At 70.1% G+C, this 22,934-nt stretch carries 21 protein-coding genes; 8 read left to right on the forward strand and 13 right to left on the reverse strand.

The genetic code is table 11. The features are described 5' to 3' along the window. The first annotated feature begins 39 nt into the window (after positions 1 to 39). Positions 40 to 504 (forward strand): very short patch repair endonuclease, encoded by a 465-nt coding sequence (locus HJC40_RS08760; protein WP_284042896.1) that lies wholly within the window; start codon positions 40 to 42, stop codon positions 502 to 504. A gap of 115 nt (positions 505 to 619) precedes the next feature. On the opposite strand, the gene HJC40_RS08765 is transcribed toward HJC40_RS08760, so the two are convergent. From HJC40_RS08765 to HJC40_RS08785, 5 genes are all read right to left on the reverse strand, one after another. After that, the gene (locus tag HJC40_RS08765; protein ID WP_250000093.1) at positions 620 to 1,582 is read right to left on the reverse strand and encodes a NaeI family type II restriction endonuclease; all 963 of its coding nucleotides are present in this window, start codon (positions 1,580 to 1,582) and stop codon (positions 620 to 622) included. A gap of 415 nt (positions 1,583 to 1,997) precedes the next feature. Beyond that, positions 1,998 to 2,597, reverse strand: a complete 600-nt coding sequence (locus HJC40_RS08770; RefSeq protein WP_250000096.1) for a DUF305 domain-containing protein — start codon at positions 2,595 to 2,597, stop codon at positions 1,998 to 2,000. After that, positions 2,594 to 3,463 (reverse strand): lytic polysaccharide monooxygenase, encoded by an 870-nt coding sequence (locus HJC40_RS08775; protein WP_250000099.1) that lies wholly within the window; start codon positions 3,461 to 3,463, stop codon positions 2,594 to 2,596. Before HJC40_RS08775 ends, HJC40_RS08770 begins: the two co-directional genes overlap by 4 nt. Positions 3,464 to 3,552: 89 nt before the next feature. Continuing rightward, entirely contained in the window at positions 3,553 to 4,854 is a 1,302-nt protein-coding gene (locus HJC40_RS08780) for a HAMP domain-containing protein (RefSeq protein ID WP_250000102.1), read from the reverse strand. Continuing rightward, positions 4,851 to 5,537 (reverse strand): response regulator transcription factor, encoded by a 687-nt coding sequence (locus HJC40_RS08785; protein ID WP_250000106.1) that lies wholly within the window; start codon positions 5,535 to 5,537, stop codon positions 4,851 to 4,853. The genes HJC40_RS08780 and HJC40_RS08785 overlap by 4 nt, the downstream gene beginning before the upstream one ends. A 36-nt stretch (positions 5,538 to 5,573) precedes the next feature. Here HJC40_RS08785 and HJC40_RS08790 point away from each other — a divergent pair, with 36 nt between their 5' ends. From HJC40_RS08790 to HJC40_RS08800, 3 genes are read left to right on the forward strand one after another with little or no spacing between them, the layout of a single operon-like run. Beyond that, positions 5,574 to 6,176: a DNA mismatch repair protein MutL gene (locus tag HJC40_RS08790; protein WP_250000109.1), complete on the forward strand. Its 603-nt coding sequence runs from the start codon at positions 5,574 to 5,576 to the stop codon at positions 6,174 to 6,176. Between the two features lie 51 nt (positions 6,177 to 6,227). Continuing rightward, positions 6,228 to 6,638, forward strand: a complete 411-nt coding sequence (locus HJC40_RS08795; protein ID WP_250000112.1) for a phage holin family protein — start codon at positions 6,228 to 6,230, stop codon at positions 6,636 to 6,638. Continuing rightward, positions 6,635 to 7,156, forward strand: a complete 522-nt coding sequence (locus HJC40_RS08800) for a DUF3618 domain-containing protein (protein WP_250000115.1) — start codon at positions 6,635 to 6,637, stop codon at positions 7,154 to 7,156. Before HJC40_RS08795 ends, HJC40_RS08800 begins: the two co-directional genes overlap by 4 nt. A gap of 41 nt (positions 7,157 to 7,197) precedes the next feature. Here HJC40_RS08800 and HJC40_RS08805 read toward each other — a convergent pair whose 3' ends face one another. The 4 genes from HJC40_RS08805 to HJC40_RS08820 all read right to left on the reverse strand — a co-directional run bounded on the left by HJC40_RS08805 (position 7,198) and on the right by HJC40_RS08820 (position 11,868). Continuing rightward, positions 7,198 to 8,181, reverse strand: coding sequence for an SGNH hydrolase domain-containing protein (locus HJC40_RS08805; protein WP_250000118.1), 984 nt, complete (start codon positions 8,179 to 8,181; stop codon positions 7,198 to 7,200). Continuing rightward, positions 8,168 to 9,388, reverse strand: a complete 1,221-nt coding sequence (locus tag HJC40_RS08810; RefSeq protein ID WP_250000121.1) for an acyltransferase — start codon at positions 9,386 to 9,388, stop codon at positions 8,168 to 8,170. Before HJC40_RS08810 ends, HJC40_RS08805 begins: the two co-directional genes overlap by 14 nt. 105 nt (positions 9,389 to 9,493) lie before the next feature. Then, complete coding sequence (locus tag HJC40_RS08815) at positions 9,494 to 9,862, reverse strand: MerR family transcriptional regulator (RefSeq protein WP_250000740.1); 369 nt, start codon at positions 9,860 to 9,862, stop codon at positions 9,494 to 9,496. A 62-nt stretch (positions 9,863 to 9,924) separates the two neighbouring features. Next, positions 9,925 to 11,868: a glycoside hydrolase family 30 beta sandwich domain-containing protein gene (locus tag HJC40_RS08820; RefSeq protein ID WP_250000124.1), complete on the reverse strand. Its 1,944-nt coding sequence runs from the start codon at positions 11,866 to 11,868 to the stop codon at positions 9,925 to 9,927. Positions 11,869 to 11,955: 87 nt separating this feature from the next. On the opposite strand from HJC40_RS08820, the gene HJC40_RS08825 reads away from it, so the two are divergent. Continuing rightward, positions 11,956 to 12,975, forward strand: a complete 1,020-nt coding sequence (locus HJC40_RS08825; RefSeq protein ID WP_250000127.1) for a LacI family DNA-binding transcriptional regulator — start codon at positions 11,956 to 11,958, stop codon at positions 12,973 to 12,975. Between the two features lie 63 nt (positions 12,976 to 13,038). Here HJC40_RS08825 and HJC40_RS08830 read toward each other — a convergent pair whose 3' ends face one another. Continuing rightward, positions 13,039 to 14,964: a hypothetical protein gene (locus tag HJC40_RS08830; RefSeq protein ID WP_250000130.1), complete on the reverse strand. Its 1,926-nt coding sequence runs from the start codon at positions 14,962 to 14,964 to the stop codon at positions 13,039 to 13,041. A gap of 275 nt (positions 14,965 to 15,239) precedes the next feature. On the opposite strand from HJC40_RS08830, the gene HJC40_RS08835 reads away from it, so the two are divergent. Further along, positions 15,240 to 15,566 carry an STAS domain-containing protein gene (locus HJC40_RS08835; protein ID WP_250000133.1) on the forward strand — a complete coding sequence of 109 codons (327 nt, stop codon included), beginning with the start codon at positions 15,240 to 15,242 and terminating at the stop codon, positions 15,564 to 15,566. Here the strand turns inward: HJC40_RS08835 and HJC40_RS08840 are convergent. Beyond that, positions 15,540 to 15,938, reverse strand: coding sequence for an STAS domain-containing protein (locus HJC40_RS08840; protein WP_250000136.1), 399 nt, complete (start codon positions 15,936 to 15,938; stop codon positions 15,540 to 15,542). The two genes, HJC40_RS08835 and HJC40_RS08840, sit on opposite strands and share 27 nt — an antisense overlap. Before the next feature lie 209 nt (positions 15,939 to 16,147). Between HJC40_RS08840 and HJC40_RS08845 the strand changes: the two genes are divergently transcribed. Both HJC40_RS08845 and HJC40_RS08850 read left to right on the forward strand, forming a co-directional pair. Further along, positions 16,148 to 18,268, forward strand: a complete 2,121-nt coding sequence (locus HJC40_RS08845; protein WP_250000139.1) for a PhoX family phosphatase — start codon at positions 16,148 to 16,150, stop codon at positions 18,266 to 18,268. A gap of 108 nt (positions 18,269 to 18,376) precedes the next feature. Continuing rightward, positions 18,377 to 20,470 carry a PhoX family phosphatase gene (locus tag HJC40_RS08850; RefSeq protein ID WP_250000142.1) on the forward strand — a complete coding sequence of 698 codons (2,094 nt, stop codon included), beginning with the start codon at positions 18,377 to 18,379 and terminating at the stop codon, positions 20,468 to 20,470. 43 nt (positions 20,471 to 20,513) lie between these two features. Here the strand turns inward: HJC40_RS08850 and HJC40_RS08855 are convergent, their stop codons facing one another. Both HJC40_RS08855 and HJC40_RS08860 read right to left on the reverse strand, forming a co-directional pair. Beyond that, a complete protein-coding gene (locus HJC40_RS08855; RefSeq protein ID WP_250000144.1) occupies positions 20,514 to 21,542 on the reverse strand; it encodes a hypothetical protein in 1,029 nt (342 codons plus the stop codon). A gap of 88 nt (positions 21,543 to 21,630) precedes the next feature. Further along, on the reverse strand, positions 21,631 to 22,665 hold the full coding sequence (locus tag HJC40_RS08860; RefSeq protein WP_250000147.1) for a glycerophosphodiester phosphodiesterase family protein: 1,035 nt from the start codon (positions 22,663 to 22,665) through the stop codon (positions 21,631 to 21,633). Positions 22,666 to 22,934: the final 269 nt, after the last annotated feature.

The following is a 22,934-nucleotide window of genomic DNA, read 5'->3' on the forward strand; positions in this document are numbered from 1 at the left end:
CAAGGTGCGGCGCGAGGGGAGTAGCCGTGTGGTGGTGGGATGTTGGTGGCTAGGAACGACGCTGCAGAGACCCGTAAGCGTGCGCACGCAGAGGGGCTGTATCCAGCGCCCCTGAACCCGGGTCGTTCCCGGAACATGCAGGCCAATCGGCGACGGGACACCAAACCGGAAGTCGTGCTCCGTCGCGCCTTGCACCGCCTCGGGTATCGGTACCGCAAAGACCTTTTGCTTCGGCTCGAGGACGTCAAGGTGCGCCCGGACATCGTCTTCACGAGGAGGAAGGTGGCTGTCTTCGTCGACGGCTGCTTCTGGCACGTTTGCCCTCAACATGGCCGGCAACCCACCACAAACGAGTGGTACTGGACACCCAAGCTTCGCCGGAACATGGAGCGAGATGAGCGCGCCAATGAAGCGTTACGGCAGGAGGGATGGTCGGTCGTCCGCGTCTGGGAGCACGAAGCGCTCGACGAGGCAATAGCCTCGGTGCAGGCCGCGCTCCATTGACCGAACATGTGTACGACCCTACATCCTCTGGCTGGCAGCGGCTAGCCGACACGCTGGGATTCTGTTGAACCCCTAGCCTGGGTGACAGAGCCGGCAAGGACAGCTCAACGAATCTTCACACCCGCGGCAACTTCGGAGCTGGTTCGGTCACTTCCTCACCGTCTTGGGCGACCCGCCACCAACGGCCTCCAATCTCGACTGCAGGGAACTCGCCGACTTGGGCGGGTACGACCCGGATGCTGACGATTTCCCCCGCTTGCGGGAGCGGCTGGTCCAGTGCACGCGCTACATTGCGATGGGCCGCATATTCACCGGGAATGAGGTAGCCCTCTTTACGCAACCTGGTCCGAGCACCATGACCGTTGTCTCTCACCCGCGCCATGTAATCGTCCTGCTGAGCAACAGTAGCGATGGTGTTGCGGCCGATTCTCCGGCCAGTGACGAGCCGGCATAGCTGGAGAATCCTGGCTTGACCGGTCTTGAGGCTAAAGATTCTCCGAATGATCTCGGGGTCGAGGGTCAGTAAAATGTTCGGCGGCAGCGGTTGATCTCGGAATATCCACCGGATCTGCGCGGTTCCCCGCTGGTTGAGCTGCGTTTTCCCGTCCCGATTTTCCGTCTTGCGACGGTTTACCTCACTAGCCCGCACAACGCCGAGGCTCCATAACCCTTTTTCGTCGTTTGCGGTCGCGACCAGCAAGAGATGACCAAAGCATTCTGGCGGGAGCATCCAGCCGTGCATCTTCTGGGAGTACTTGCAGTCGATGTCGTAGCCAGAAACCCGGTAGTCCAGCACGCTGCTTTCGTCTGGAACATCGTCGATGACGTCATCAAAAGCGCGACGCAAGTTGATCTCGAAGAGGCTTCCGTAGTGGGTCTTCTCGGTCTTCATTAGCTGGTCCCAGCGGTAACGCCCAGTGTGCTGGCCGTCGTAGAGCAAATCGAAGGTCTGGCGGAACACAGCAGAGAGACGGGCGCCGTCAGGGTCGGCCAGCAGGAACTTCGCGGCGATAGCTTCCCGAGCCGGATCGGGGTCGAGGCCGGTCTGTGAAAGGTTGGCGAAGAGTCCCTCGGTCATGCCAGCAAGATATGCCAAAGCGTGCGACCCTGCGCTGGACGTAAGTAGTGGGCTTGTTCCGTCGGCCATGCAGGCTCCCTGCCTGCTAACCCGCCAGCCCCCCGCGGCTAGTGACGCCTTGAAACTGACCCGAACGCGGAGCAGATTTACTAGCCCCGTACCGGCTGATAGCACTGGCAGGCTTAGGTGTCAGGAACTTGGTGTGGTGAGCGATCGCGGCGTACCAGGAGCGCTGTTGCCCAGAGGTCTGCGCCGGTCGCCGGGAACGCGGCTAAAGCCTTCAACTGCCTGCAGTCAGAACGATCCGGCCAGGGAACGAGGCGATGGAACATCGGCGTCGGCCAGGAGCAGGGATGGCGATGCCCGGGATGCCGGAAAGGGCGGCCCGCCAGGCCGCCCTTCCGGAGTACGTGAGTTACCCGTTCATCAGTTTGAGCATCTGCTGGATCTCGCCCTGGCGAGACTCCTGCACCCGTTCCGCGAACTTCTTGGCCTCGCCGTTCTTGCCGCCGGTCAGTTCGACCTTCGACATCTCCATCGCCTGGTGCTGGTGGGCCAGGAAGAGGTTGAGGAACGCAGTGTCGAAGGAGGCGGCCTTCACCGTGGTCAGCGCCTTGATCTCGGCCTCGCCGGTGCCGGGCAGGCCGCCGTGGTCGGCGTGCAGGCTGGGCGCCTGGTCCACCTCGGTGGACGCGTTCCAATCTTCGAGCCAGGACTGCATCATCGCCAGCTCGTCCTTCTCGGTGGCCTGGATGGCCTGGGCCAGCGTCTTCAGTTCGGGGCTCTGCGCCCGCTCGACGGCTGTGGTGGTCATCCGCAGGCCCTGCTTCTGGTGGTAGGCCAGCATCTGCAGGAACATCACGTCGGTGTCGTTGTGCTCGTCGCCGGCCTTGATCTCGGCCACCGCCTCGGCCGCCACGGTGGGCTTGTCGGCCACGGGGGCCTCTTTCGCCGTACCGCAGGCTCCGAGCACGAACGGCGTGAGCAGGACGACTGCCAGGAGGCGGCGGTTCACAGCGGCAGCCAGAGGGCGAGGGTGTAGATCGACGGCTCCCAGCTGTTGATCGCGGTGTGGCCCTGGCGGCACTGGAACTTCTTGCCGTTGAAGGTGACCACGTCGCCGGTCTTGTACGCCGTCCCGGCGGCCCAGCTGCCACCGGCGGGGGCGGCCGGGGGCTTGGTGGCGGTCGGGGGCTTGGTGGCGGTCGGGGGCTTGGTGGCGGTCGGGGGCTTGGTGGCGGTCGGGGGCTTGGTGGCGGTCGGCGCCGCTGCCGTCGGGGCCTTGGTCGGCGGAGTGGTGGGTGCCTTGGTCGGCGGGGTGGTCGCCACGGGCGGAGGAGTCGCGCCCCCGCCGCCCGAGGAGGCGCCGCCGCCCACGTTCAGGTCGACGCAGTTGTAAAAGGCGTTCCCGGTGTCCGCGATGTTCCACACGGCCAGCACCTTCTGGCGGCCGGGGAACTTGCTCAGGTTGATCGTGTGGTTGACCACCGCGGCCGGCTGGGCGCCGCCGTCGTCGAACGAGGCGACCTTGGTGTTGCCGATGAAGTAGTCCCAGGTAGAGGTCTTGTGCCGGGCGGTGAGCACCCAGCTGAACGTCGTCGAGCTGCCGACCGACTTGGCCGGCCAGTTGCGCGACTCGTCGGCCAGCGCCGAGAACTGGCCCACCCCGCCGTCACACGACTTGAGACCCTTGGGGCCCTCGACGCTCTGCGGCTCGAACTGGATCTGGCCGCAGTTGGCGACGGCGCCGGACGCGCACAGCGCCTGGCGGCTGGGCGGGGACGACACGTACCCGTGGGCCAGGGCGGGTGAGGCGACCGCCAGGGTCGTGCCCGCTGTGATGCCGAGGGCGACCAGGGGGTAGGCGATCTTCCTTCGCATGTCGTTCTCCGTACTGTCTCGTCGCGGCAGTTACGGCGGCGACGCTACGGAGAGCTTCCATAACAGAGCCTTAAAGGCCCCGAAAACAATCATGAAACCGTACGGCGGTCCCGCCGCGGGCGCGCCGGCGTCCGCAGATGGATCCCGACCCGCGCCCCGCCGAGCGGACTGCGCGTGATGACCATCTCGCCGCCGACCATTTCGGCCGCGCGGCGCACGATGTCGAGGCCCAATCCGGTGGAGCCGGCCCCGCTCACTCCCCGGCGGACCGACGTGGCCGGGTCGGCGATGCCCGGCCCGGCGTCGTCGACGAGCAGCCCGGCCGGCGACACGCTGACCCGGAATCCGACGCGCTCGGGGGTGTGCGAGAAGACGTTGCCGAGCATGGCGTCGACCACCCCGATCAGCTCGCTGCGGGGCACCGGCACCATCACCGGTTCGTCGCCGCCGACGACCTCCCACGGTCGTTCCTGGTCCTCGGCCAGCACCGACCAGAACGCGAGCCGGTCGGCCAGCACCTCGACCAGGTCGGTCTGTTCCCGGCCGCGGGCGGCGACGCCGAGCCGGGCGCCCTTGATGATCGCCTCGAGCTCCTCGTCGAGCAGGTCGCAGGCCTGGCGCATCCGTTCGCCGATCGGGCCGGCCGGCATCGCCTCGGCGTCCAGCCGCAGCGCCGTCAACGGGGTGCGCAGGCGGTGCGACAGGTCGGCGGCCAGCTCCCGTTCCCGGTCGAGCAGGCTCTTGAGGTCGTCGGCCATCGTGTTGAAGGCGTTCGCCGCGTCGCGCAGCTCGCTCGGGCCGTCGGGAGTGACCCGGGTGCCCAGCTCGCCGCCGCCCAGTCGCCGGGCCGAGCCGGCCAGCTCGCGGGTCGCGCGCACCAGGCGGCTGCCGAGCCGGTCGGCGAACAGGGTCGAGCCCACGACGAGCACGATCGCCAGGCCGCCGAGAACGAACCAGGCGGCCCACACGCCGCGGGTCAGTTCGGTGTCGGGCACGAAGACCTCGACGACGACCGTCCGGCCGTCGGTGAGCACGGTCGGCTGCAGATAGACCATGCCGTCGGCGACGGGGGCCAGCGCCGAGCGGCGGTCCTCCGCGGCGATCGCGATCTGGGCCGGTGAGGTGTGCGAGACGCCGATCGCGGCGACGTCGGGCAGGTGGACGGCGAGCCGGCTCTCGCTGCCCGCGGTCGTGCTGGCCACCGCGTTGGTCAGCAGGGTCGGGTCGGCGTCGACGCCGAGGACGGTGACCAGCGACGTGGCCTGCTGGCGGGCGTCGGTCACGGCCCGGTCGTGCGCGATCTGGCGGGTCGCGACGGCCAGCGGCACGAGGAAGGCCAGCGCCACCATCGACGTGATCGCGAGGGCCAGCCGGTTGAGGGCCCACCTCATCGCGGATCGACCATCATGACCCCGACTCCCCGTACGGTGTGCAGGAAGCGCGGCTGGGCGGCGGTCTCCCCGAGCTTGCGACGCAGCCACGAGATGTGCACGTCGATCGTCTGCTCCTCACCGATGCGGGCCTGGTTCCAGACCTCGTTCATCAGCTCGCGCCGGCTGATCACCTGACCCACCCGCTCGGCCAGGTAGGCCAGCACGTCGAACTCGCGCCGGGTGAGCTGCAGCGGCTCGCCCCGCAGCTCGGCGCGGCGCTGGCGGGGGCTGATGACCAGGTCGCCGACGGTGATCGCGCTCGGCGTCTCGTTGGTCGTGGCGCGGGAGCGGCGCAGCACGGCGGCGATGCGGGCCAGGATGTGGCCGCCCGAGAACGGCTTGGTCACGTAGTCGTCGGCGCCGGCGCTGAGCAGGCTGATGATGTCGGCCTCGGAGCGGCGGGCGGTGGCCACGATGACCGGCACGTCGGACACCGAGCGCATCATCCGCAGCGCGTCGGTGCCGTCGATGTCGGGCAGCCCGAGATCGAGGATGACCAGGTCGGGTCGCTCGTCGGTGACGATCTTGAGGGCCTCCGCGGCCCGGCCGACCGGTCGCACCACGTGTCCCGCATCGGTCAGCGCGCGGGAGAGCGCCGCCGTGATGATGCGGTCGTCCTCGACGAGCAGGATCATCGCCATGGCGTACACCATAGGGGCAGATGAGACGATGTCCTCGTGCGATCTTCTCGGTGGGCGCCGATCGCGGGGTGGTGCGCCGCCACCGCGACGAGCATCGTGCTGGCCTCGGTGGCTCTGCTGCCCGTTCTGCGCACGTCCTCGCCCGACGACAGGGCGCTCGCGCAGCTGCCCGCGGCCGACTCGAGCGCCTTTCCGGCGCCGCTGCCCAGCGTGACCACGCCGGCCGGCCCGGCCACGCGAAAGCCGCCGCCGGCCACGACGAGACCCACCACCACGAAGCCGGCCACGACCACGACACCGCCGCGGCCGACGACCACGACGCCCCGGCCGGACGCGACCACCACCACCGCACCGGCCACGACCGAGGACGGCTGGACGGTCACCACCGACGGTGACGGGAAGCGCACCTATGTGCGGTCGTTCCGGGTCGAGGGCGGGCAGGCGGTCATCCGGACGACCTCGGACGGGGTGGTGTCACTGGTGACCGCGACCCCGGCCGACGGCTGGTCGGTGCAGAAGGTGCAGGACTCGCCGGGCAACCTCGCGGTGTACTTCAACGAGACCCAGCACAGCTTCATCATTCATGCCACCTGGTTCAACGACCGCCCGTTCGTGCAGGTGAGCGAGGTCGGTTCCTGATTATCCGTCCGATAGGCGGGTAATTGAGCTCCAGACGAAGGGAGCTCACTGATGACGACGCACACCGAGCAGCAGCCGGTCGGCCAGTTGGTCAGCCAGCTGAGCGAACAGGTTTCGACGCTGGTCCGCGACGAACTGACGCTCGCCCGGATCGAGATGGTCGAGAAGGGCAAGCGCGCCGGCGCCGGAGCCGGACTGCTCGGCGGGGCCGGGGTAATCGCCCTGTACGGGCTCGGCGCCCTGTTCGTGACGATCGGCGCCCTCCTGGCGCTGGTCATGCCGGTCTGGGCAGCCGCCCTGATCGTGACGGTCGTACTGTTCGCCGTGGCCGGGGTCGCCGCGTTGATCGGCAAGAACCAGGTCAAGAAGGCCGTGCCGCCGGAGCCCGAGGAGGCCATGGCGAGCGGCAAGCGTGACGTGGAGACCGTGAAGACCGCGATCCGAGAGGGACGGCACTCATGAGCGACACGAGGTCGCGCGAGGAGGTTCGGGCCGACATCGCCGAGACTCGCGCCGAACTGGCCGAGACCGCGTCGGCCCTGGCCGCCAAGGCGGACGTGAAGGCGCAGGTCAAGCACGCGGTGGCCGACAAGAAGCAGGCCGCCGCGGACAAGGCCGAGCAGGTCAAGCAGGCCGCCGCGGACAAAACCGAGCAGGTCAAGCAGGCCGCGGCCGAGAAGACCGAGCAGGTCAAGCAGGTCGCGGCGGAGAAGACCGAGCAGGTACGCGAGAAGGCGGCTCAGGCCAGGACGACGGCGGTCGAAAGCGTCTCGCAAGTCAAGCAAGCGGCCGCCGACCGCAAGGATTCGCTGCTGGGCGGGTCCGACCACGGCAAGCATGAGCTCGTGGCCGACCACGGCCGGCACGAGGAGCCCACCAGCGCGAAGGCTCGTGGGCCGATCCCGATCGCGGCGATGGCCGCCGGCGCGGTGGCCATCGCCGCGGCGGTCATCACGCTCCTGCGGCGACGCCGCCGCTGAGCCGCTGTCCGGCCCTCGAAGAAGAACCTCAAGAAGGATCGTCAAGACGCAACGGCGTCCTGCGGGAAGTGCTTCAGAAGCGCTTCCTCCAGGACGCCGTTCAGCATCCGGGCGTACGTGGCGGTCAGGTGGAACCGATTGCGGTAGACCGTGATGTTGCCGATGACCGGGGTGCACACGGCCGTGCACAACCACGGCAGCACCGAGATGTAGCCGGAGCCGGTGGCCTCGGCGGCGCCCGCGTCGGCGGCGTTCCAGGTACGCGCGGTGGCCGCTGTCCGCGAGGTCGAGCACGCCTCGATGTCGTCCGGGTGGGCGGCCAGGCACTCCGGCGCACTCTGGTCGAGCACCGGGGTATCGCCCAGCACCACGACCCGGCCGGCGAACCGGCGCAGCGTCCGCAGGGTCGAGGTCAGCCCGGCCTGCCACTCGCCCGGTGAGATCAGCTGTCCCCGGTCGCGCTTCTGCGAGAAGCTCTCGTTGGTCACGATCACCAGCTCGGGCCGGATCGCCGCCACCCGGTCGGCCACGAAGGCGCGGAACCGGTCGCACTCGGTGAAGGGCCGCTGCTCCTGCTGGTTCCAGACGGTGAGGGACAGGCTGGGGCAGGCCGGCTTGCCGAAGAACTGCACCCGCCAGTCGCGTCGCTCGGCGATCTCGGACAGCGCCGGAAGCCACATCCCCGCGTGCGAGTCGCCGTAGAGCACGACGTCGGTCGCACCGGCCCGGTCCCCGAAGACGCACGGTTCGACCCGGTCGGCCGTCGGCCCGGCCTCACACTTCTCGTTGTCGAAGCCGACGTCCTCGCCGCTCGTGGCCAGCGACGGTGTCAGGTCGGCGGGCAGCACCTTCCGGCCCGGGGCCTCGCGAACGGCGGAGACCACGGCGTCGAGGCCGATGCGTGGCGCCGGCGGAGCGGTCGCCCGTGGGGGTGGCGGGATGGTCGCGGTACAGCCGGCGATGACCGTCAGCAGAGCGAGCACGAGCGCGAGACGACACGGGCGGGACAGCTCAGGGCGGGCCATGCGGCGCTCCTAGTCGGGGTTGGTATTCGGCCCCGGTTCCGGCCTCGGCCCCGGGCGACGTGGACGTCTGCCAGCGGGCGGCCACCAGCGGGGCGACGATCAGCCAGGCGGCCAGCGACAACGTGAGCACGGGGGAACGCCGCAGGGTCCGGCTGCGCCGCACCGGCTCCTCGACGCCGAAGTACGTGATCACCGCGAGCCCCAGGGCGCCCAGGATCAGCAGCGCCCGGGTCGAGGCCGGGAGCGGTTCCCCGTACGCCTGCTCGGCGATGATCAGCACCGGCCAGTGCCACAGGTAGAACGAATAGGACAGGCGGCCCAGCCAGACCAGCGGCCACCGGCCCAGCACCGAGTCGCCCCGCCCGGCCAGCACCAGCACGGTGGCGAGAACGGGCAGCACAGCGGCGTACCCGGGGAAAGGTGTGGCGTCGTCGAACGTGAGCGCGGCGACCACGATCAGCGCCAGTCCGGTGCCGGCCAGCGCGGTCGCCCACCGGTACGGGATCCGGTCGAGTCGCGGCGCGGCCAGCGCCAGCAGGCAACCGGCCCCGAGCTCCCAGGCGCGCGTCAGCGGCGAGAAGTACGACCACGTGCCGGTTTCCCAGATCGAGTACGCCAGGGACGCGACCACCGCGGCGGCCAGCCAGTAGCCGATGGCCCAGCGGAGGCCGAGCCAGATCAGCAGCGCGATCACGGCCGGCCAGACCAGGTAGAACTGTTCCTCGACGGCGAGCGACCAGAAGTGCTGCACCGGTGAGGGAGCCCCCTGCGAGGCCAGATAGTCGACCCCTTCGGCCGTGAAGCGGAAGTTCGCGGCGAACAGCGCGGACCAGACGACGTCCCCGGCGATCTCGTCGCCGCGCAGGAACCCGAGCCAGTGATAGCTCGCGAGCAGCGTGGCGACCAGCACCACCGCCGCCGCGGGCAGGAGCCGCCGGGCCCGCCGGGCGTAGAAGTCGATCAGGGACAGGTCGCCGGTCCGGCGGACCTCGCGCAGCATCAGCGAGGTGATCAGGAAGCCGGAGACGACGAAGAAGACGTCCACGCCGACATAGCCGCCGGCCAGGCCGGGCACGCCGGCGTGGAAGAGGACGACCAGGGTCACCGCGACCGCGCGCAGACCTTCGACGTCGGGCCGGAACCGCATCGGCGGACCGGCGGCCGGGTGCGCTGCCGGGTGCCGTACGCCGGTTGTCGTCTCTGTCATCGCGCACACGCTAAAGCGTCGAAAAGCCCCAAACTGCCGATCGTGGCGGATACGGCCCGTTGAGGGAAGCTTTCCTCGTTCGGCCGTGCGCGGGCCGGTGACGTGTTACGCGGGCTGGAAGGTGCAGCCGCTGATCGGGTCGGCGGCCAGGTCGATGACGGCGTCGAGCCGGTCGCGGGCAATCATCAGCTGGGCGATCTGCGTGTTGATGCGGTCGCGCTCGGCCGCGAGCAGGTCGCGCGACTCGGGCGTGTTGACCTTGGCGTCGACGCTGGGCAGCAGGTCGGCGATCGTCCGGCTGGTGAGCCCGGCGGCGTAGAGATTTTGGATGAGCTGGACCCGGTCGACGGCCGGCTCGGTGTAGTGCCGGGTACCGCGAGGGCTGCGCTCGGCGACGAGCAGGCCCTGCTCCTCGTAGTAGCGCAGCGCCCGCACGCTCACGCCGGCCCGCTCGGCCAGCTCGCCGATCCGCATCGTGGTCTCCACTCGACACCTCTCCCTGACGTCAACGTCAGATGCCAGATTAGCTCGTTCGCTCAGCGGTAGGCACGGACGTCGGCGACCGACCACCAGCTCTCCGCGGCCCCGGTCAGCGTGATCCGGACGTGCCGGACCGGCCGGCGCCGCAGGTCAGCCTCGGTGAACTGCCCGGTTGTCGACGTCGCGGCCGTCCACCAGCGCCGGCCGTCGGCCGACGCGGTGACGGTGGCACCGCGGGGGTGGTCGCCGAGGTCGGCGCCGGTGTCGAAGACCACCCGACCGACCGGCTGCACCCGGCCCAGATCGACCTGCAGGAACTGGCCCGGCTGCTGACCCGTGCCGGTCGTCCACCGGGTGCTCGCGTCGTCGTCGACGGCTGGGGAGGCATCACCCGGCGTGCTCGCGGTCGCCGTCCAGCCGGTCGGCGCGATCGGCCGGTCGGCGGATTGCCCGCGCCAGACGAAGGTGGCCAGGGCGCCGCCGGGCAGCGTGTATTCCAGCGTGCGACCCCCGTACCGCACGGCGAACGCCTGCGGGTCGTCGTTCTCGTTGTGCGCGACCAGCACCGTGCTGCCGTCCGGGTTGACGAAGGCGACGTCCATGACGCGGCCGTTCCAGCCGGTCGTGCCGAAGGAGGTGCTCGCCACCCGTACGGCGCCCGGCTTCACGAAGCGGGCCAGATGACCCAGCGTGTAGAACTCGGCGTTGCGGGTCACCGAGCCGTCGGCGTTCACCGTGACGACCCCGGTGCAGGTGCCGCAGCCGCCGTTGTGCGGCCCGTTGTCCTCGTCCAGGGCCAGGTTCCAGTTGATCACCGTCTTGGCCCAGTTCCGGGTGTTGCCGATGATCAGGTTGCGGGCGTGCCACTTGAGCGTGTCGGAGAACGTGTTCGCCGGGTCGCTCGACCGGCTGCCCGAGCACTCGGTGAAGTAGATGTCCTTGGCCGGGAACTCGTTGTGCAGCGCGGTCATGGCGCTCGGGTCGCCGTAGTAGCAGTGGTAGGCGGTGCCCGCGATCCACTTGGCGGCCTTCGTGGCCAGGAGCTCCTGCGGGTAGTGATCGATGTCGTCGACCGAGTCGGGCGGCGTGCCGGCGGCGTCGTTCGGGTGCTCCGACCAGTTGTGGTCGTACCCCAGGATCTTGGTCTTCTCGCCGGCCGAGCGCAGCATCGGACCGAGGCGCTCGATCACCTCGGCCGCCTGCCAGGACGGCAGGTCCATGCCGGGATAGCCGGCCGGCGTACGGTTCTGCGGCTCGTTCTGGATGGTCAGCGTGTCGATCGGCACGCCCTCTTTCCGGTACGCCCGGACGAACGCGACCAGATAGGCCGCGTACGCGCGGTAGATCGCCGGCGAGTCGATCAGCCGGCCGCCGGCCAGGGCGCCGTTGGTCTTCATCCAGGCCGGCGGACTCCACGGTGTGGCCATGACGCGCAACTCGGGATTGAGGCGACGGGCCTGACGCAGCAGGGGGAGGATCTGGGCGCGGTCGTGCTCGATGCTGAAGTGCCGCAGCGCGTAGTCGGTCTGGCCGGGCGGCACGTCGTCGTACGTGTAGGCCGGACCGTCGGTGAAGTCGGAGGCGCCGATGGGCTGACGCAGATAGCTCAAGCCGTTCCGGAAGAGCGACTCCATCGTGGCGTCGCGGGCGGCCGGCGAGAGCCGGTACAACACCGAGGCCGACGAGTCGGTGATCGAGGCCCCGAACCCGGCCATCGCCTGGAAGCGGCGGTGCGGGTCGACGACCACGGTCGGCACGTCGGCTCCGGCCGCGCCGAAGGGCACCGTCCCGCGATCGGCCAGGCGGTTCGCGCCGTCCGGCGTGGTGAGCCAGACGCGCGCGGTCGCGGTGTTACCGGGCTTGTCGTGTGCTGCCGCCGCCTTGCCGTGCGCCGCCGCCTTTTCGTGCGGTGCCGCCTTTTCGTGCGCTGCCGCCGGCAGAGGCCCGGTGGCCAGGACGGTGGCGCTGATCGCCACCAGGACGGTTCCCAAGCGGGCCACGACATCTCCTCTGTAACAGACGGAAACGTTTCTGATACACACAGGTAAGCGCGCCGGTCGACGACTGTCAATGTCTATGCTTCGGGAATGACACAGGGGCCCACCGTCCGCGACATCGCGGCCCACGCGGGCGTCTCGATCGCCACCGTCTCGCGGGTGCTGAACGACCAGGAACACGTCTCGCCCGGCACCCGTGACCTGGTGCAACAGGCCATCGACGAGCTGGGCGGCCGCGGCCCGCGCCGCCGCCCGACCCGCGCCGGCGCCGTCTTCGTCCGCTGCCCCTACGTGCTCACCGACTACTTCGGACTGATCGTCTCGTCGATCGCCGAGACCCTCGACCTGCACGGCCGCCAGCTGATCCTCAACGCCGGGGAGGCCGCCCAGCACACACCGGTGCTCGGGTCGCTGCCCACCCGGCCCGGCATCGGCGGCGCCATCGTGGTGCTGCCCCCCGAGCCGGCCGACGACCTGATCGCCCTGCAGGCCGCGGGCTTCCCCTTCGTCGTCGTCGACCCGCGCGAGGACGTGCCCCGCGACATCGCCGCCGTCTCGGCCGCCCACTTCGCGGGCGCCCGCAGCCTCACCGCGCACCTGACCGCGTTCGGTCACCGCCGGATCGGGCTGCTGGCCGGGCCGGACAACTGGCTGGCCGGCGCGGCCCGGCGGGCCGGGCACGTCTCGGCCCTGGCCGACGCCGGTGTGCTGCTGGATCGTCAGCTGGCCGTGCCCGGCGAACCCACCGTCCGGTTCGGATTTCAGGCGGCGCAGCGTCTGCTGGACCTGCGGGACCGGCCGACGGCTCTGGTCTGCTTCAACGACAAGGTCGCGTCGGGGGCGCTCGCCGCGGCCGTGCAGCTGGGCCTGCGCGTGCCCGAGGACGTCTCCATCGCCGGTTTCGACGACATCGACCTGGCCCAGGCGACCCGGCCGATGCTCACGACCGTACGGCAGCCACTGGCCGAGATGGGCCGGATAGCCGTGGGCCTGCTGATGCGCATCCTGGACCGGCACCGCCTGGACGCGCTCCACGTCGAGCTGGCCACCGAGCTGATCATCCGCGACTCGACCGGCCCGGCTCCCGAGGCCGGCCCGGTCGGACGCTGAGGACCAGCTTGCCCTGGACGTGAATCCTCGAGCAGCCGGTGCGCCACGGCGATGCGCTCGCGGCTACGGACGTTGCTGGTGGCGGGGCGGATCGGTGATGTTGCCCCAGCTGGGCGTGGCCGATTCCGGGGCGGCCAGCGGCTGTGGCCGCGACACGGTGACCTGGCTGGGATGGTGCTCGGCCGGGATGACCGCCTCGGCCGGGTCGGGCAGCGGCTGCTGCGCGATGGGCGCCATCGACACCCGGGGCAGCGTCACGATCGCCGGGTCGACCTCGACGGCCTGGACCACCGAGCCCCGCCCCTCGTTCTTGACCAGGATCATCGCGTACTCGGGAAGGTCCTGAAGCACCCGCGGCTCCAGCACGTATTCGTAGACGCGCTGGGCCGACGCCGCCTCGCTCCAGTTGGTGCCCTTGGCGGTGGATTCGGTCTGGCTCCAGTTGCGCGTCTTGCTCCAGTTCGAGGTCGTGTAGCGGCGCAGGCCGTGCCGGGACGCGCGCTCGCCCTTGGAGCCGCCCTTGGTCTCGGATTCGCCGGTCGTGTCGGCCAGCGTGTGGGTCTCGTCGCCGCCGAGGGTGCGGGTCAGCTCGCTGAGCACGAACTTGTGCCCCCGCCCGACGAAGTCGGCCGCCTGCGCCGCCTCCTGGTGGTTGCCCAGGCGCATCAGGGCCACCTCACCGCCGCCGATCGTCTGCAGCGACTCGGCCCGCAGGTGCGAGAAGAAGAGCACCAGCCGGATGCCCCGCCGTTCGCACAGGGTGCTGAGCCGTTCCACGGCCCGGTGGTCGATCTCGTCGGCGCCCAGCAGCACCAGCGAGCCGATCGGGGCGGCGTCCCGGCGCACCTGGTGGCCGAGCCACTGCACCAGCAGGTCTTTGAGCAGTTCGTGCTGCGCCCGCCCGGCCCCGCCCTCGGTCACCAGGCAGGTGAGGTCGGCCGGCGGGGTCGTCGCGGGGTCGCTGCCCATGGCCTCGAGCGGGTGCAGGAACGCTTCGATGCGCCGCACCCGCGCCTCCTCGGGGCGCATCGCGAGCAGCCGGCTCTCGAGATCGGCCGGCAGCAGTCCGCCCTGACCGGAGAGGGTGCGCAGGGCGGCGAGCAACCGCGCCATGGTCAGGTCGGGCGCCAGCACGGCCGCGATCCGGTTGAGCAGCAGCGCGTCCTGCGACCGCTCGGCCCGGTTGCCGCCACCGGGCGCGTCGCCGTACATGGCCTCGACCAGCCCGTCGACCAGCTCCCCCGGCTCCAGCCCGGCGACCAGGTCGAACGAGGCCAGGTCGGCGGGCAGCACGACCTCCCGGACCGTGCGGCCGGTGCCGAGGGCGAGCTGCATCAGCTCCCCGGACAGCGCTTCCCCAGTGAAGTCGGCCAGCACCATCCGCCCCCGGGACGCCAGCAGCGACCCGCCGAAGACGGTCAGGACCGCTTCCCACCCGTACGACGTACCACCCACGATGTCGACCCGGCGGGCCCCCGGCGAGGGGCTGGCCGCCGACCACTCCGGCAGCGCGTCGACGGCGTGCTGTTGCTGCTGGTCGTGCCATTGCCGGCGGCTGTCCCAGGACGCGTGCGCGATCGCGTGCTCAGCCTGGGCCCGGCGCTCCGCCTCGTCCACCGACCGGCGGGCCAGCGACGGCAGGAGACCGGCCAGGATCGCCCCCGCGACCCCGCCGACGGCGAACAACCCGGCCAGGAACAGCACCAACCCCCGCGCGCCTTCGGAGTCCCGGGTGAGCACCCCACCGCAGCACCCGATCAGCACGGCCGCCCCGAGCCCGGCGCCCAGCGAGATCAGGATGCGCTTGACCATCCCGCTCCGGGCCCGGGTGAGCCGCTCCCGCAGGTCGGGCGGGACGGGCGCGGGCTGCGGCGGCGGCTCCAGGAATTTCCGCCGGTACAGGTTCCGGTCGTTGAAGATCCACCCCAGCCGCTCACCCTCGGTGGCGAGCTGCTCGAGCGGTCTCGGGGCGGGAACGGGGCTCGTCATCGCGGCGGACTCCGGGGGCCGGGGGCGGTGTTTCCCTGACCGTACCCGCCAGGCCATCTCGTGAAGCGACACGACAGACGTCCCCTGAGGACCGCGGATCGAGAGCCCATCCCGAGACTCGGCCGGAGATCACCAGTCCGCCGGAGGCCGACGTGAATCCGAGTTCATCCAAAGTTCAGGCGGCTCACGGGGGCGTGCGACGCCGACCGGGTTCTAACCTGACACCTCGAACACCTGACAGCTCGGAAAACAGCGGGTAACGGAAGGTACAAGCGATGACCGCAACGGTCGACGTCGACACCACCGACGGCACCATGGTGATCCAGCCCCACGGCGCGCTCGGCGCCGAGGAGGCCGCTGAGCTGCGCCGCACGCTGGTCCACGCGCTTCGTCACCTGCGCCCGCTCCGGTTGATCCTCGACCTGCACGACGTGCACGAGGTCGACCCGATCACGCTGGGCACCCTGGCCGCCGCCTGCCACCTCGGCGACGATCACCAGGTCGCGGTGTTCCTCGACCGTACGTCCGAGTCGATCGCCGTCCGGCTGAGCGCGGCCGGGGTGGCGACCCACCGGTTACGAAACGTCGGCCGGGCTGCCTGAGAGCCACACCGGGGCGTACAGGGTCTCGCCGGCGTACAGGGTGTCGGCGTACAGCTTCTCGTCGGAGCGTCGCAGGTACAGCCTGGTCGCCTCGAGCAGAAGCTGTACGGGCCCGTGCGCGTTCGTCACCTCGAAGCCGTAGCCGCCGCGCAACGCGTTGGTGTAGCCGGTCAGCAGCACCTCGAGGCACTCGCTGCCGATGTCCTCGACCCCGGCGACGTCGAGCACGACCCGTCCCCGGCGTGTCCGGGCGAAGGCATCCCGCAGGGCCCGCCGCAGATCACGGTGCGCGGCGCGGTCGAAGGTCCCGCCCAGCAGCAGATAGGTCGTCTTGCCGGTGCGGTCGGTGTCCCTCTCGATGGAGAAGCTCATGAGCCCGGTCTATCCAGCGCAGGTGGACGGCGGCCGAACCGCGGATGTCAGCGCCCGGAAAACCCGCATCCGGCTCGGCTGGGAGGTGCCGGAAGATCCTGATACGGGTTGTTGACGGCTTACCGCACGTTTTTCAGGACCCGGATACGCGACAGTGGATCATCATTCCGTGTTTACCTGATGTTCATCAATGTCGATGGAGGTCAACGATGCCCGATCCCGTACGCCGACTGTTACCGCTGCTCCAGCGTCACAGCGGCGGTCGCGACGCGATGACCTGCCAATACCGCTGTGGCAACGCCTGCGATCACCCGGCGCCCAACCGGTCGGACAACGCCTATCTCGGGGACATCGTCCGCGCCACCCTGAGCCGTCGCGGGCTGCTCCGTGCGAGCGGCGCCGGCGCCCTGGTGCTCGGCGCGGGCGGCGTCTCGGCGACCGCCGCGACCCCGGCGACCGCAGCGCCCGCACCACCGGCAGCGCCCGCACCACCGGCACCGTCCGCACCACCGGCAGCGTCCGCACCGCCTCCGGGCGGCGGCGCGCTCACCTTCAAGCCGATCCCGCCGAACGAGATCGACTCCGTGATCGTCCCGAACGGCTACGACCACGCCGTCGTGATCCGCTGGGGCGACCCGGTGGTGCCGGGCGCGCCCGCCTTCGACCTCGGGCGCCAGACCGGCGAGAGCCAGTCGAAGCAGTTCGGCTACAACAACGACTTCCTCTGCGTGGTGCCGTTCCCCGGCAGCGACCGCCGGGCCCTGCTCGTGTCCAACCACGAGTACACCAACGAGGAGCTGATGTTCCCGGGCTTCACCACCCAGGAGGCGCTGAGCGTCGACCAGGTGCGGGCCGCGATGGCCGCCCACGGCATGTCGGTGCTGGAGATCGAGCGGGTCGATCGCACCGGCCGGTGGCAACCGGTCCGATCCCGGCGGCTGCCCTACAACAAGCGGCTCACCATGCTGGCCACGCCGTTCCGGGCGGACGGCCCGGCCGCCGGGTCGCCCCCGTTGCGCACGGCGGCCGACCCGGCCGGCACGACCATCATCGGCACGCTCAACAACTGCGCGGGCGGGCTGACGCCGTGGGGGACGGCGCTGTCCGGCGAGGAGAACTTCAACCAGTACTTCGTGGGCGGCGACGCCGTCCCCGAGGCGGCCAAGGCCCGGCTCAACCGGTACGGCATCCTCACCACCGCCCGGTACCCGAGCGGGTCGCGGCGGTGGGAGCGGGCGCAGGAGCGCTTCGACCTGGCCAAGCACCCGAACGAGGCCAACCGCTTCGGCTGGATCGTCGAGGTCGACCCGTTCGAGCCGGACGCGCCGCCCCGCAAGCACACCGCGATGGGCCGCTTCAAGCATGAGGGCGCCAACGTCATCGTGGCCCGCAACGGTCAAGTGGCCGCATACCTGGGTGACGACGAGCGCTTCGAGTACCTCTACAAGTTCGTATCGAGCCGGCGCTACCGCCCGGGCGACCGCAAGCACAACCTCACCCTGCTCGAGTCGGGCACGCTCTACGTCGCGAAGCTCAGCGGGGACAGCCCGCCGGCCGAGATCGACGGCACCGGCAAGCTCCCGGCCGACGGCGCCTTCGACGGTACGGGTGCGTGGATCAAGCTCGTCTCCGGGAACACCTCGTTCGTCCCCGGCATGACCGCGATCGAGGTGCTGACCTTCACCCGCGAGGCCGGCGACAAGGTCGGCGCGACCAGGATGGACCGGCCCGAGGACGTCCAGCCCAGCCTGCGGAGCGGCAAGATCTATGCCGCGCTGACCAACAACACGAACCGCGGCGTCGGCACCTATCCCGGCGTCGACGAGGCGAACCCGCGTACCGCCAACCGGCACGGCCAGATCTTCGAGCTCGTCGAGGACGGGGGCGACCACACCGGCGAGACCTTCACCTGGTCGTTGCCGATCGTGTGCGGCGACCCGAACGACCCCGGCACGTATTTCGCGGGCTACGACAAGAGCAAGGTGTCCCCGATCTCGTGTCCGGACAACGTCGCCTTCGACAGCGCCGGGAACCTCTGGATCTCCACCGACGGCAACGCGCTGGGCAGCAACGACGGGCTCTTCGCCACGGCGATCGAAGGCCCGGAGCGCGGTCACCTCAAGCAGTTCCTCACGGTGCCGCCCGGCGCGGAGACCTGCGGCCCGTTCATCACCGGCGACGACCGCTCGGTCTTCGTCGCCGTGCAGCATCCGGGGGAGGTCACCGGCGCGACCGTCGACAACCCGGCGTCCACCTGGCCCGACGGCGACTACGCCAAACCGGCGGTCGTGGTCACCTGGCGGCTCGACGGCGGACGGATCGGCAGCTAGAGCGTTAACGTCCCGTTCACCGGCAACCGGTGGATCCGTCGGTGTCGGCTCTCCTAGCGTTCGGCTCAGCCCACCCACGGGTGCGGCCATGACGAACTAGGAGAGCCGATGCGTCGACTTTTACCCCTGCTGGGCCACAGTGGTGGCTCGCGGGACGCCATGACCTGCCTCTATCGCTGCGGCAACGCTTGTGACCACCCCGCGCCGAACGAGTCGGACAACCCGTACCTCGGCGATGTGGTGAACACGGCGATGAGCCGGCGGGGTGTGATGCGCGCGGGCGCCGCCGGCGCGCTCGTCCTCGGTGTGAGCGCCTCGGCTGCCGCGGCGGCCCCGGCAGCCGCCGCGCCGGCTCCGGCCGCCGTTCCGCAGCCCCTCGGCAAGCCCGCGGCCGGGCCCACCGGCAAGGCCGGCAAGATCGGCTTCAAGGCGATCCCGCCGAACACGCTCGACAACCTGATCGTGCCCAACGGCTACGACTCGGCCGTCGTGCTGCGCTGGGGCGACCCCGTGGTGGCCGGCGCGCCCGAGTTCGACCTGGGCAAGCAGACCGCCAAGCGGCAGTCGCAGCAGTTCGGCTACAACAACGACTTCGTCGGCGTGCTGCCGTTCGGCAACTCGGGCGACCGCGCGCTGCTCGTGGTCAACCACGAGTACACCAACGAGGAGCTGATGTTCCCGGGCTTCACCAGCCTGGACGCGCTCAGCGTCGAGCAGGTCAAGGTCGCGATGGCGGCGCACGGCCTGTCGGTGGTCGAGATCGAGCGGGTCGGCCGCACCGGCCAGTGGAAGCCGGTCGAGTCCCGTCGCCTGCCCTACAACAAGCGCATCACCGCGCTCGAGACCGTGTTCAAGCTGACCGGCCCGGTGGCCGGGACGGCGGCGGTGAAGACCGCGGCCGATCCCAAGGGCCAGTGGGTCATCGGCACGCTGAACAACTGTGCCGGCGGCGTCACGCCGTGGGGCACCGTGCTCTCCGGCGAGGAGAACTTCAACCAGTACTTCGTCGGTGGCGACGCCGTTGCCGAGGCCGACAAGCCGAAGTTCAACCGCTACGGCATCACGACCACGGCGCGCTACCCGAGCGGCTCGCGCAAGTGGGAGCGGGCGCAGGAGCGCTTCGACCTGGCCAAGCACCCGAACGAGGCCAACCGCTTCGGCTGGATCGTCGAGGTCGACCCGTTCGACCCGGACGCCCCGCCGCGCAAGCACACCGCCATGGGCCGCTTCAAGCACGAGGGCGCCAACGTCATCGTGGCCAAGAGCGGGCACGTCGTCGCGTACATGGGCGACGACGAGCGGTTCGACTACCTCTACAAGTTCGTCTCCGAGAAGAAGTACCGGCCCGGCGACCGCAAGCACAACCTGACGCTGCTCGAGTCGGGCACTCTCTACGTCGCCCAGGTCACCGGGGACAGCCCGGCGGCCGAGATCGACGGCACCGGCAAGCTCCCGTCCGACGGCGCCTTCGACGGTACGGGCAAGTGGATCAAGCTGGTCTCGGGGAACAAGTCGTTCGTCCCCGGCATGACGGTGGCCGACATCCTGACCTTCACCCGGCTGGCCGGCGACGCGGTCAAGGCGACCAAGATGGACCGCCCCGAGGACGTCCAGCCCAGCCTGCGTACCGGCAAGATCTACGCGGCGATGACCAACAACACGAACCGGGCCGTCGGCACCAACCCGGGCGTGGACGAGGCCAACCCGCGCAGCGCCAACAAGCACGGCCACATCTTCGAGCTCGTCGAGGACAAGGGCGACCACACCGGCGAGACCTTCACCTGGTCGCTGCCCATCGTGTGCGGCGACCCGGCCGCCGCCGACACCTACTTCGGCGGATACGACAAGACGGCCGTCTCGCCGATCTCCTGCCCCGACAACGTCGCCTTCGACAGCGCCGGGAACCTCTGGATCTCCACCGACGGCAACGCCCTGGGCACCAACGACGGCCTGTTCGCCACCCCGATCGAGGGTTCCGAACGCGGCCACCTGCGGCAGTTCCTCACGGTGCCGCGCGGCGCCGAGACCTGCGGCCCGTTCATCACCGGCGACGACCGCTCGGTCTTCGTCGCCGTGCAGCACCCCGGCGAGATCTCCGGCGCCACCGTCGACAAGCCGGTCTCCACCTGGCCCGACGGCGACTACGCCAAGCCCGCCGTCGTGGTCACCTGGCGCCTCGACGGCGGACCGATCGGCAGCTGACCATCCCTGGGCGGGCCGCTCACCCGAGCGACCCGCCCAGGCCTCACTTGGTGAACGTGAAGTACTTGTACGGGGCGTACGTCGTGTAGTTGACGCTGTCGCCCGAGGTGCCGGGCAGGTAGGCGGCCCGGACGCGGTAGAACACACCGGTCGAGTGGCTGCCGGTCAGCGTGTAGTACGACTTGCCCACGGTGTTGAGCGGCAGGTCGACGTTCTTCCAGGGCTTCCACGCGCCGCCGGAGTGGACCTGGAACTGCAGCCGCTGCTTGCGGTGGGGATACGGCGTCATCGTGGTGGTGAAGTACGGGTGCACGGTCTTGCGGAAGTGCGCGTAGGACACCGTGCCGAGGTTGGCGGTCTTGTACTGCCTGGTGCTGACCGTCGAGACCGCGACCCGGGTCTGCACGACGGTCTTGGCCGAGGTGGGGGCAAACCGGGTCGTACCGAGGAACTTGGCGGTCAGGCTGAGACTGTGAACCGCCCGCACCTGAACGCTCGACTGCCCGGTCCGCAGGGTGATCCGTCGGGCCGGTTCGGGACCGTACGGGTCGGCATGGATCTCGATGACCCCGCCCGGGTAGGCGACGTTGCTGAGACGGGCCGTGACGGACACCCCCGAGTTGTACGGAGTCGTCGTCGGGTTCGCCTCGATGCTCAGGCGCACCGGCGTCAGCGGGACCTTGATCGTCGCCGTCGCGGTGGCCGGGGCGAGGACGTCGCTCCCGGCATACGACACCCGGTACACCAGGTCGCCACCGGACACCATCGTGTCGGCGATGAAGAACGCGCCCTTGGCGTCGACCGTGGACGGGCGTAGGGCAACGCCGGCGGGCGACTCCGGATCGGTACGGGTCACGGCGAGCAGTGTTCCGGCCGGCACCGGCCGCGTGGCGGTGATCGTGCCCAGGATCTTGGTCGAGGTGTTCCGCGGGAGGGTGGCCGGAGCGACCAGCGAGATCGTCGGCGCCTCGAGAGCCGGCTCGTCGTCGGCCGCGGCGGGACCGGCTCCCACCACGACGACGGCCGACGCCGCGACGGCCAGGACAGTGAGAGCGGCACGGACCTTTTGCATGGGGTACTCCCGGTTCCTCGCGCTCGGCATGATCACGGCGCGGCCGGCACAGCGTACGTGAAAGATCATCACGCCGGAGGCCGGGCGCTCAGCGGATCCGGTACGCCTTCGGCAGCTTGTAGCCGCGGGCGGCCAGCAGGGTGCGCAGGCGGTCGGGGTAGTCGGTGATCAGACCGTCCACACCGTCGTCGAGCAGTTTGGTCATCGTCGGCACGTCGTCCACCGTCCAGGGCACGACCTTGATCCCGTACGCGTGCGCGTGCCTGACCATCTCGCGGGTGAGGTAGGGCTGGTAACCGGGGTCGGTGACCGTGCCGTTCTGCGGGAAGCCGTGCACCGGCGAGAACGTCGAGGCGCCGACCGTACGGATGGCCCGGATCGGGTCTCCGCCGAAGTCGTCGATGTCGAGGCCGCCCAGCCACGGCGACGCGCCCGGCAGTCCGACCTGCAGGAAGTCGTAGTTGGTCAGGGCGACCAGCGGCAGCCGCGGCTCGACCTGGCGCATCCGCCGGAGCGCGCCCCAGTCGAAGCTCTGGATCGTGACCTGGCGCAGCAGCCCGGCCCGGCGGATCTCGGCCGCGGTCACCCGCACGAACTGCTCGCGCGGCGCCGTCTCGGTGGGCGCGCCGGCCTCGACCTTGGTTTCCACGTTGAGCTTCACACCGTGCGCGCGGTAGCGCTTGACCAGACCGAACACGTCGCGCAGGAGCGGCATCCGCGCGCCCGGCACGGCGACCTGGCCGGGCTTGTCGGGCAGCGTCCGCGACCCGCAGTCGAGCGTGCGGACCTGCGCCACGGTCAGCGTGTTGACGTACTTGCCGACGTACGGGAACTCCGGGTCACCGGTCGTGACCGGTGCAGTGTCCGCGCATTTCGCGCCCGACACCCGGCGGTCGTGGGTGACCACCGCCTGGCCGTCCTCGGTGATCTGCACGTCCAGCTCGAGGGTGCTGACCCCCAGCTCGAGCGCCGTGCCGAACGCGGCGAGCGTGTTCTCGACCGTCAGCCCGAGGCCACCGCGGTGGGCCTGCAGGTCGAACGGCTTGCCGCCGGCGACGGCCGGGCCGGGCGCGACGAGCGTGCTCGCCAGGATGCCGGCCGCGAGGAGGGCTGTGCCCTTCATGGACTGTCTCCCTTCGTTGTCCGGCCAGCCTCGGCGGCGCGCGCGGCGAGCAAGCGACATCCATGTGAACCGATGCCGACGACCGGCTCAGGTATTCGTGAATGAATGCACATATGCACAATTGAACGGCCATCCGGAAGGGTGCTGAATCAACGACAAACTATTGACATGCTTTTTCCCGGCGGCCGGAACGTTGAATGAATCGATTCCCTCTGGCGGGTCGTCCGGCCATCGGTTACGTTGAGGAAACGCATCTCGAAGATGAGATC

The organism is Actinoplanes sp. M2I2 (genome assembly GCF_023544445.1).
In the GTDB taxonomy this organism is placed as follows: domain Bacteria; phylum Actinomycetota; class Actinomycetes; order Mycobacteriales; family Micromonosporaceae; genus Actinoplanes.

Excerpts from the sequence above, each read along its gene's own strand:
- HJC40_RS08760 (WP_284042896.1), top strand. The coding sequence starts at position 40 with ATGTTGGTGGCTAGGAACGACGCTGCAGAGACCCGTAAGCGTGCGCAC.
- HJC40_RS08765 (WP_250000093.1), bottom strand. The coding sequence starts at position 1,582 with ATGACCGAGGGACTCTTCGCCAACCTTTCACAGACCGGCCTCGACCCC.
- HJC40_RS08775 (WP_250000099.1), bottom strand. The coding sequence starts at position 3,463 with ATGCGAAGGAAGATCGCCTACCCCCTGGTCGCCCTCGGCATCACAGCG.
- HJC40_RS08780 (WP_250000102.1), bottom strand. The coding sequence starts at position 4,854 with ATGAGGTGGGCCCTCAACCGGCTGGCCCTCGCGATCACGTCGATGGTG.
- HJC40_RS08785 (WP_250000106.1), bottom strand. The coding sequence starts at position 5,537 with ATGGCGATGATCCTGCTCGTCGAGGACGACCGCATCATCACGGCGGCG.
- HJC40_RS08795 (WP_250000112.1), top strand. The coding sequence starts at position 6,228 with ATGACGACGCACACCGAGCAGCAGCCGGTCGGCCAGTTGGTCAGCCAG.
- HJC40_RS08800 (WP_250000115.1), top strand. The coding sequence starts at position 6,635 with ATGAGCGACACGAGGTCGCGCGAGGAGGTTCGGGCCGACATCGCCGAG.
- HJC40_RS08805 (WP_250000118.1), bottom strand. The coding sequence starts at position 8,181 with ATGGCCCGCCCTGAGCTGTCCCGCCCGTGTCGTCTCGCGCTCGTGCTC.
- HJC40_RS08810 (WP_250000121.1), bottom strand. The coding sequence starts at position 9,388 with ATGACAGAGACGACAACCGGCGTACGGCACCCGGCAGCGCACCCGGCC.
- HJC40_RS08815 (WP_250000740.1), bottom strand. The coding sequence starts at position 9,862 with ATGCGGATCGGCGAGCTGGCCGAGCGGGCCGGCGTGAGCGTGCGGGCG.
- HJC40_RS08825 (WP_250000127.1), top strand. The coding sequence starts at position 11,956 with ATGACACAGGGGCCCACCGTCCGCGACATCGCGGCCCACGCGGGCGTC.
- HJC40_RS08830 (WP_250000130.1), bottom strand. The coding sequence starts at position 14,964 with ATGACGAGCCCCGTTCCCGCCCCGAGACCGCTCGAGCAGCTCGCCACC.
- HJC40_RS08835 (WP_250000133.1), top strand. The coding sequence starts at position 15,240 with ATGACCGCAACGGTCGACGTCGACACCACCGACGGCACCATGGTGATC.
- HJC40_RS08840 (WP_250000136.1), bottom strand. The coding sequence starts at position 15,938 with ATGAGCTTCTCCATCGAGAGGGACACCGACCGCACCGGCAAGACGACC.
- HJC40_RS08845 (WP_250000139.1), top strand. The coding sequence starts at position 16,148 with ATGCCCGATCCCGTACGCCGACTGTTACCGCTGCTCCAGCGTCACAGC.
- HJC40_RS08850 (WP_250000142.1), top strand. The coding sequence starts at position 18,377 with ATGCGTCGACTTTTACCCCTGCTGGGCCACAGTGGTGGCTCGCGGGAC.
- HJC40_RS08855 (WP_250000144.1), bottom strand. The coding sequence starts at position 21,542 with ATGCAAAAGGTCCGTGCCGCTCTCACTGTCCTGGCCGTCGCGGCGTCG.
- HJC40_RS08860 (WP_250000147.1), bottom strand. The coding sequence starts at position 22,665 with ATGAAGGGCACAGCCCTCCTCGCGGCCGGCATCCTGGCGAGCACGCTC.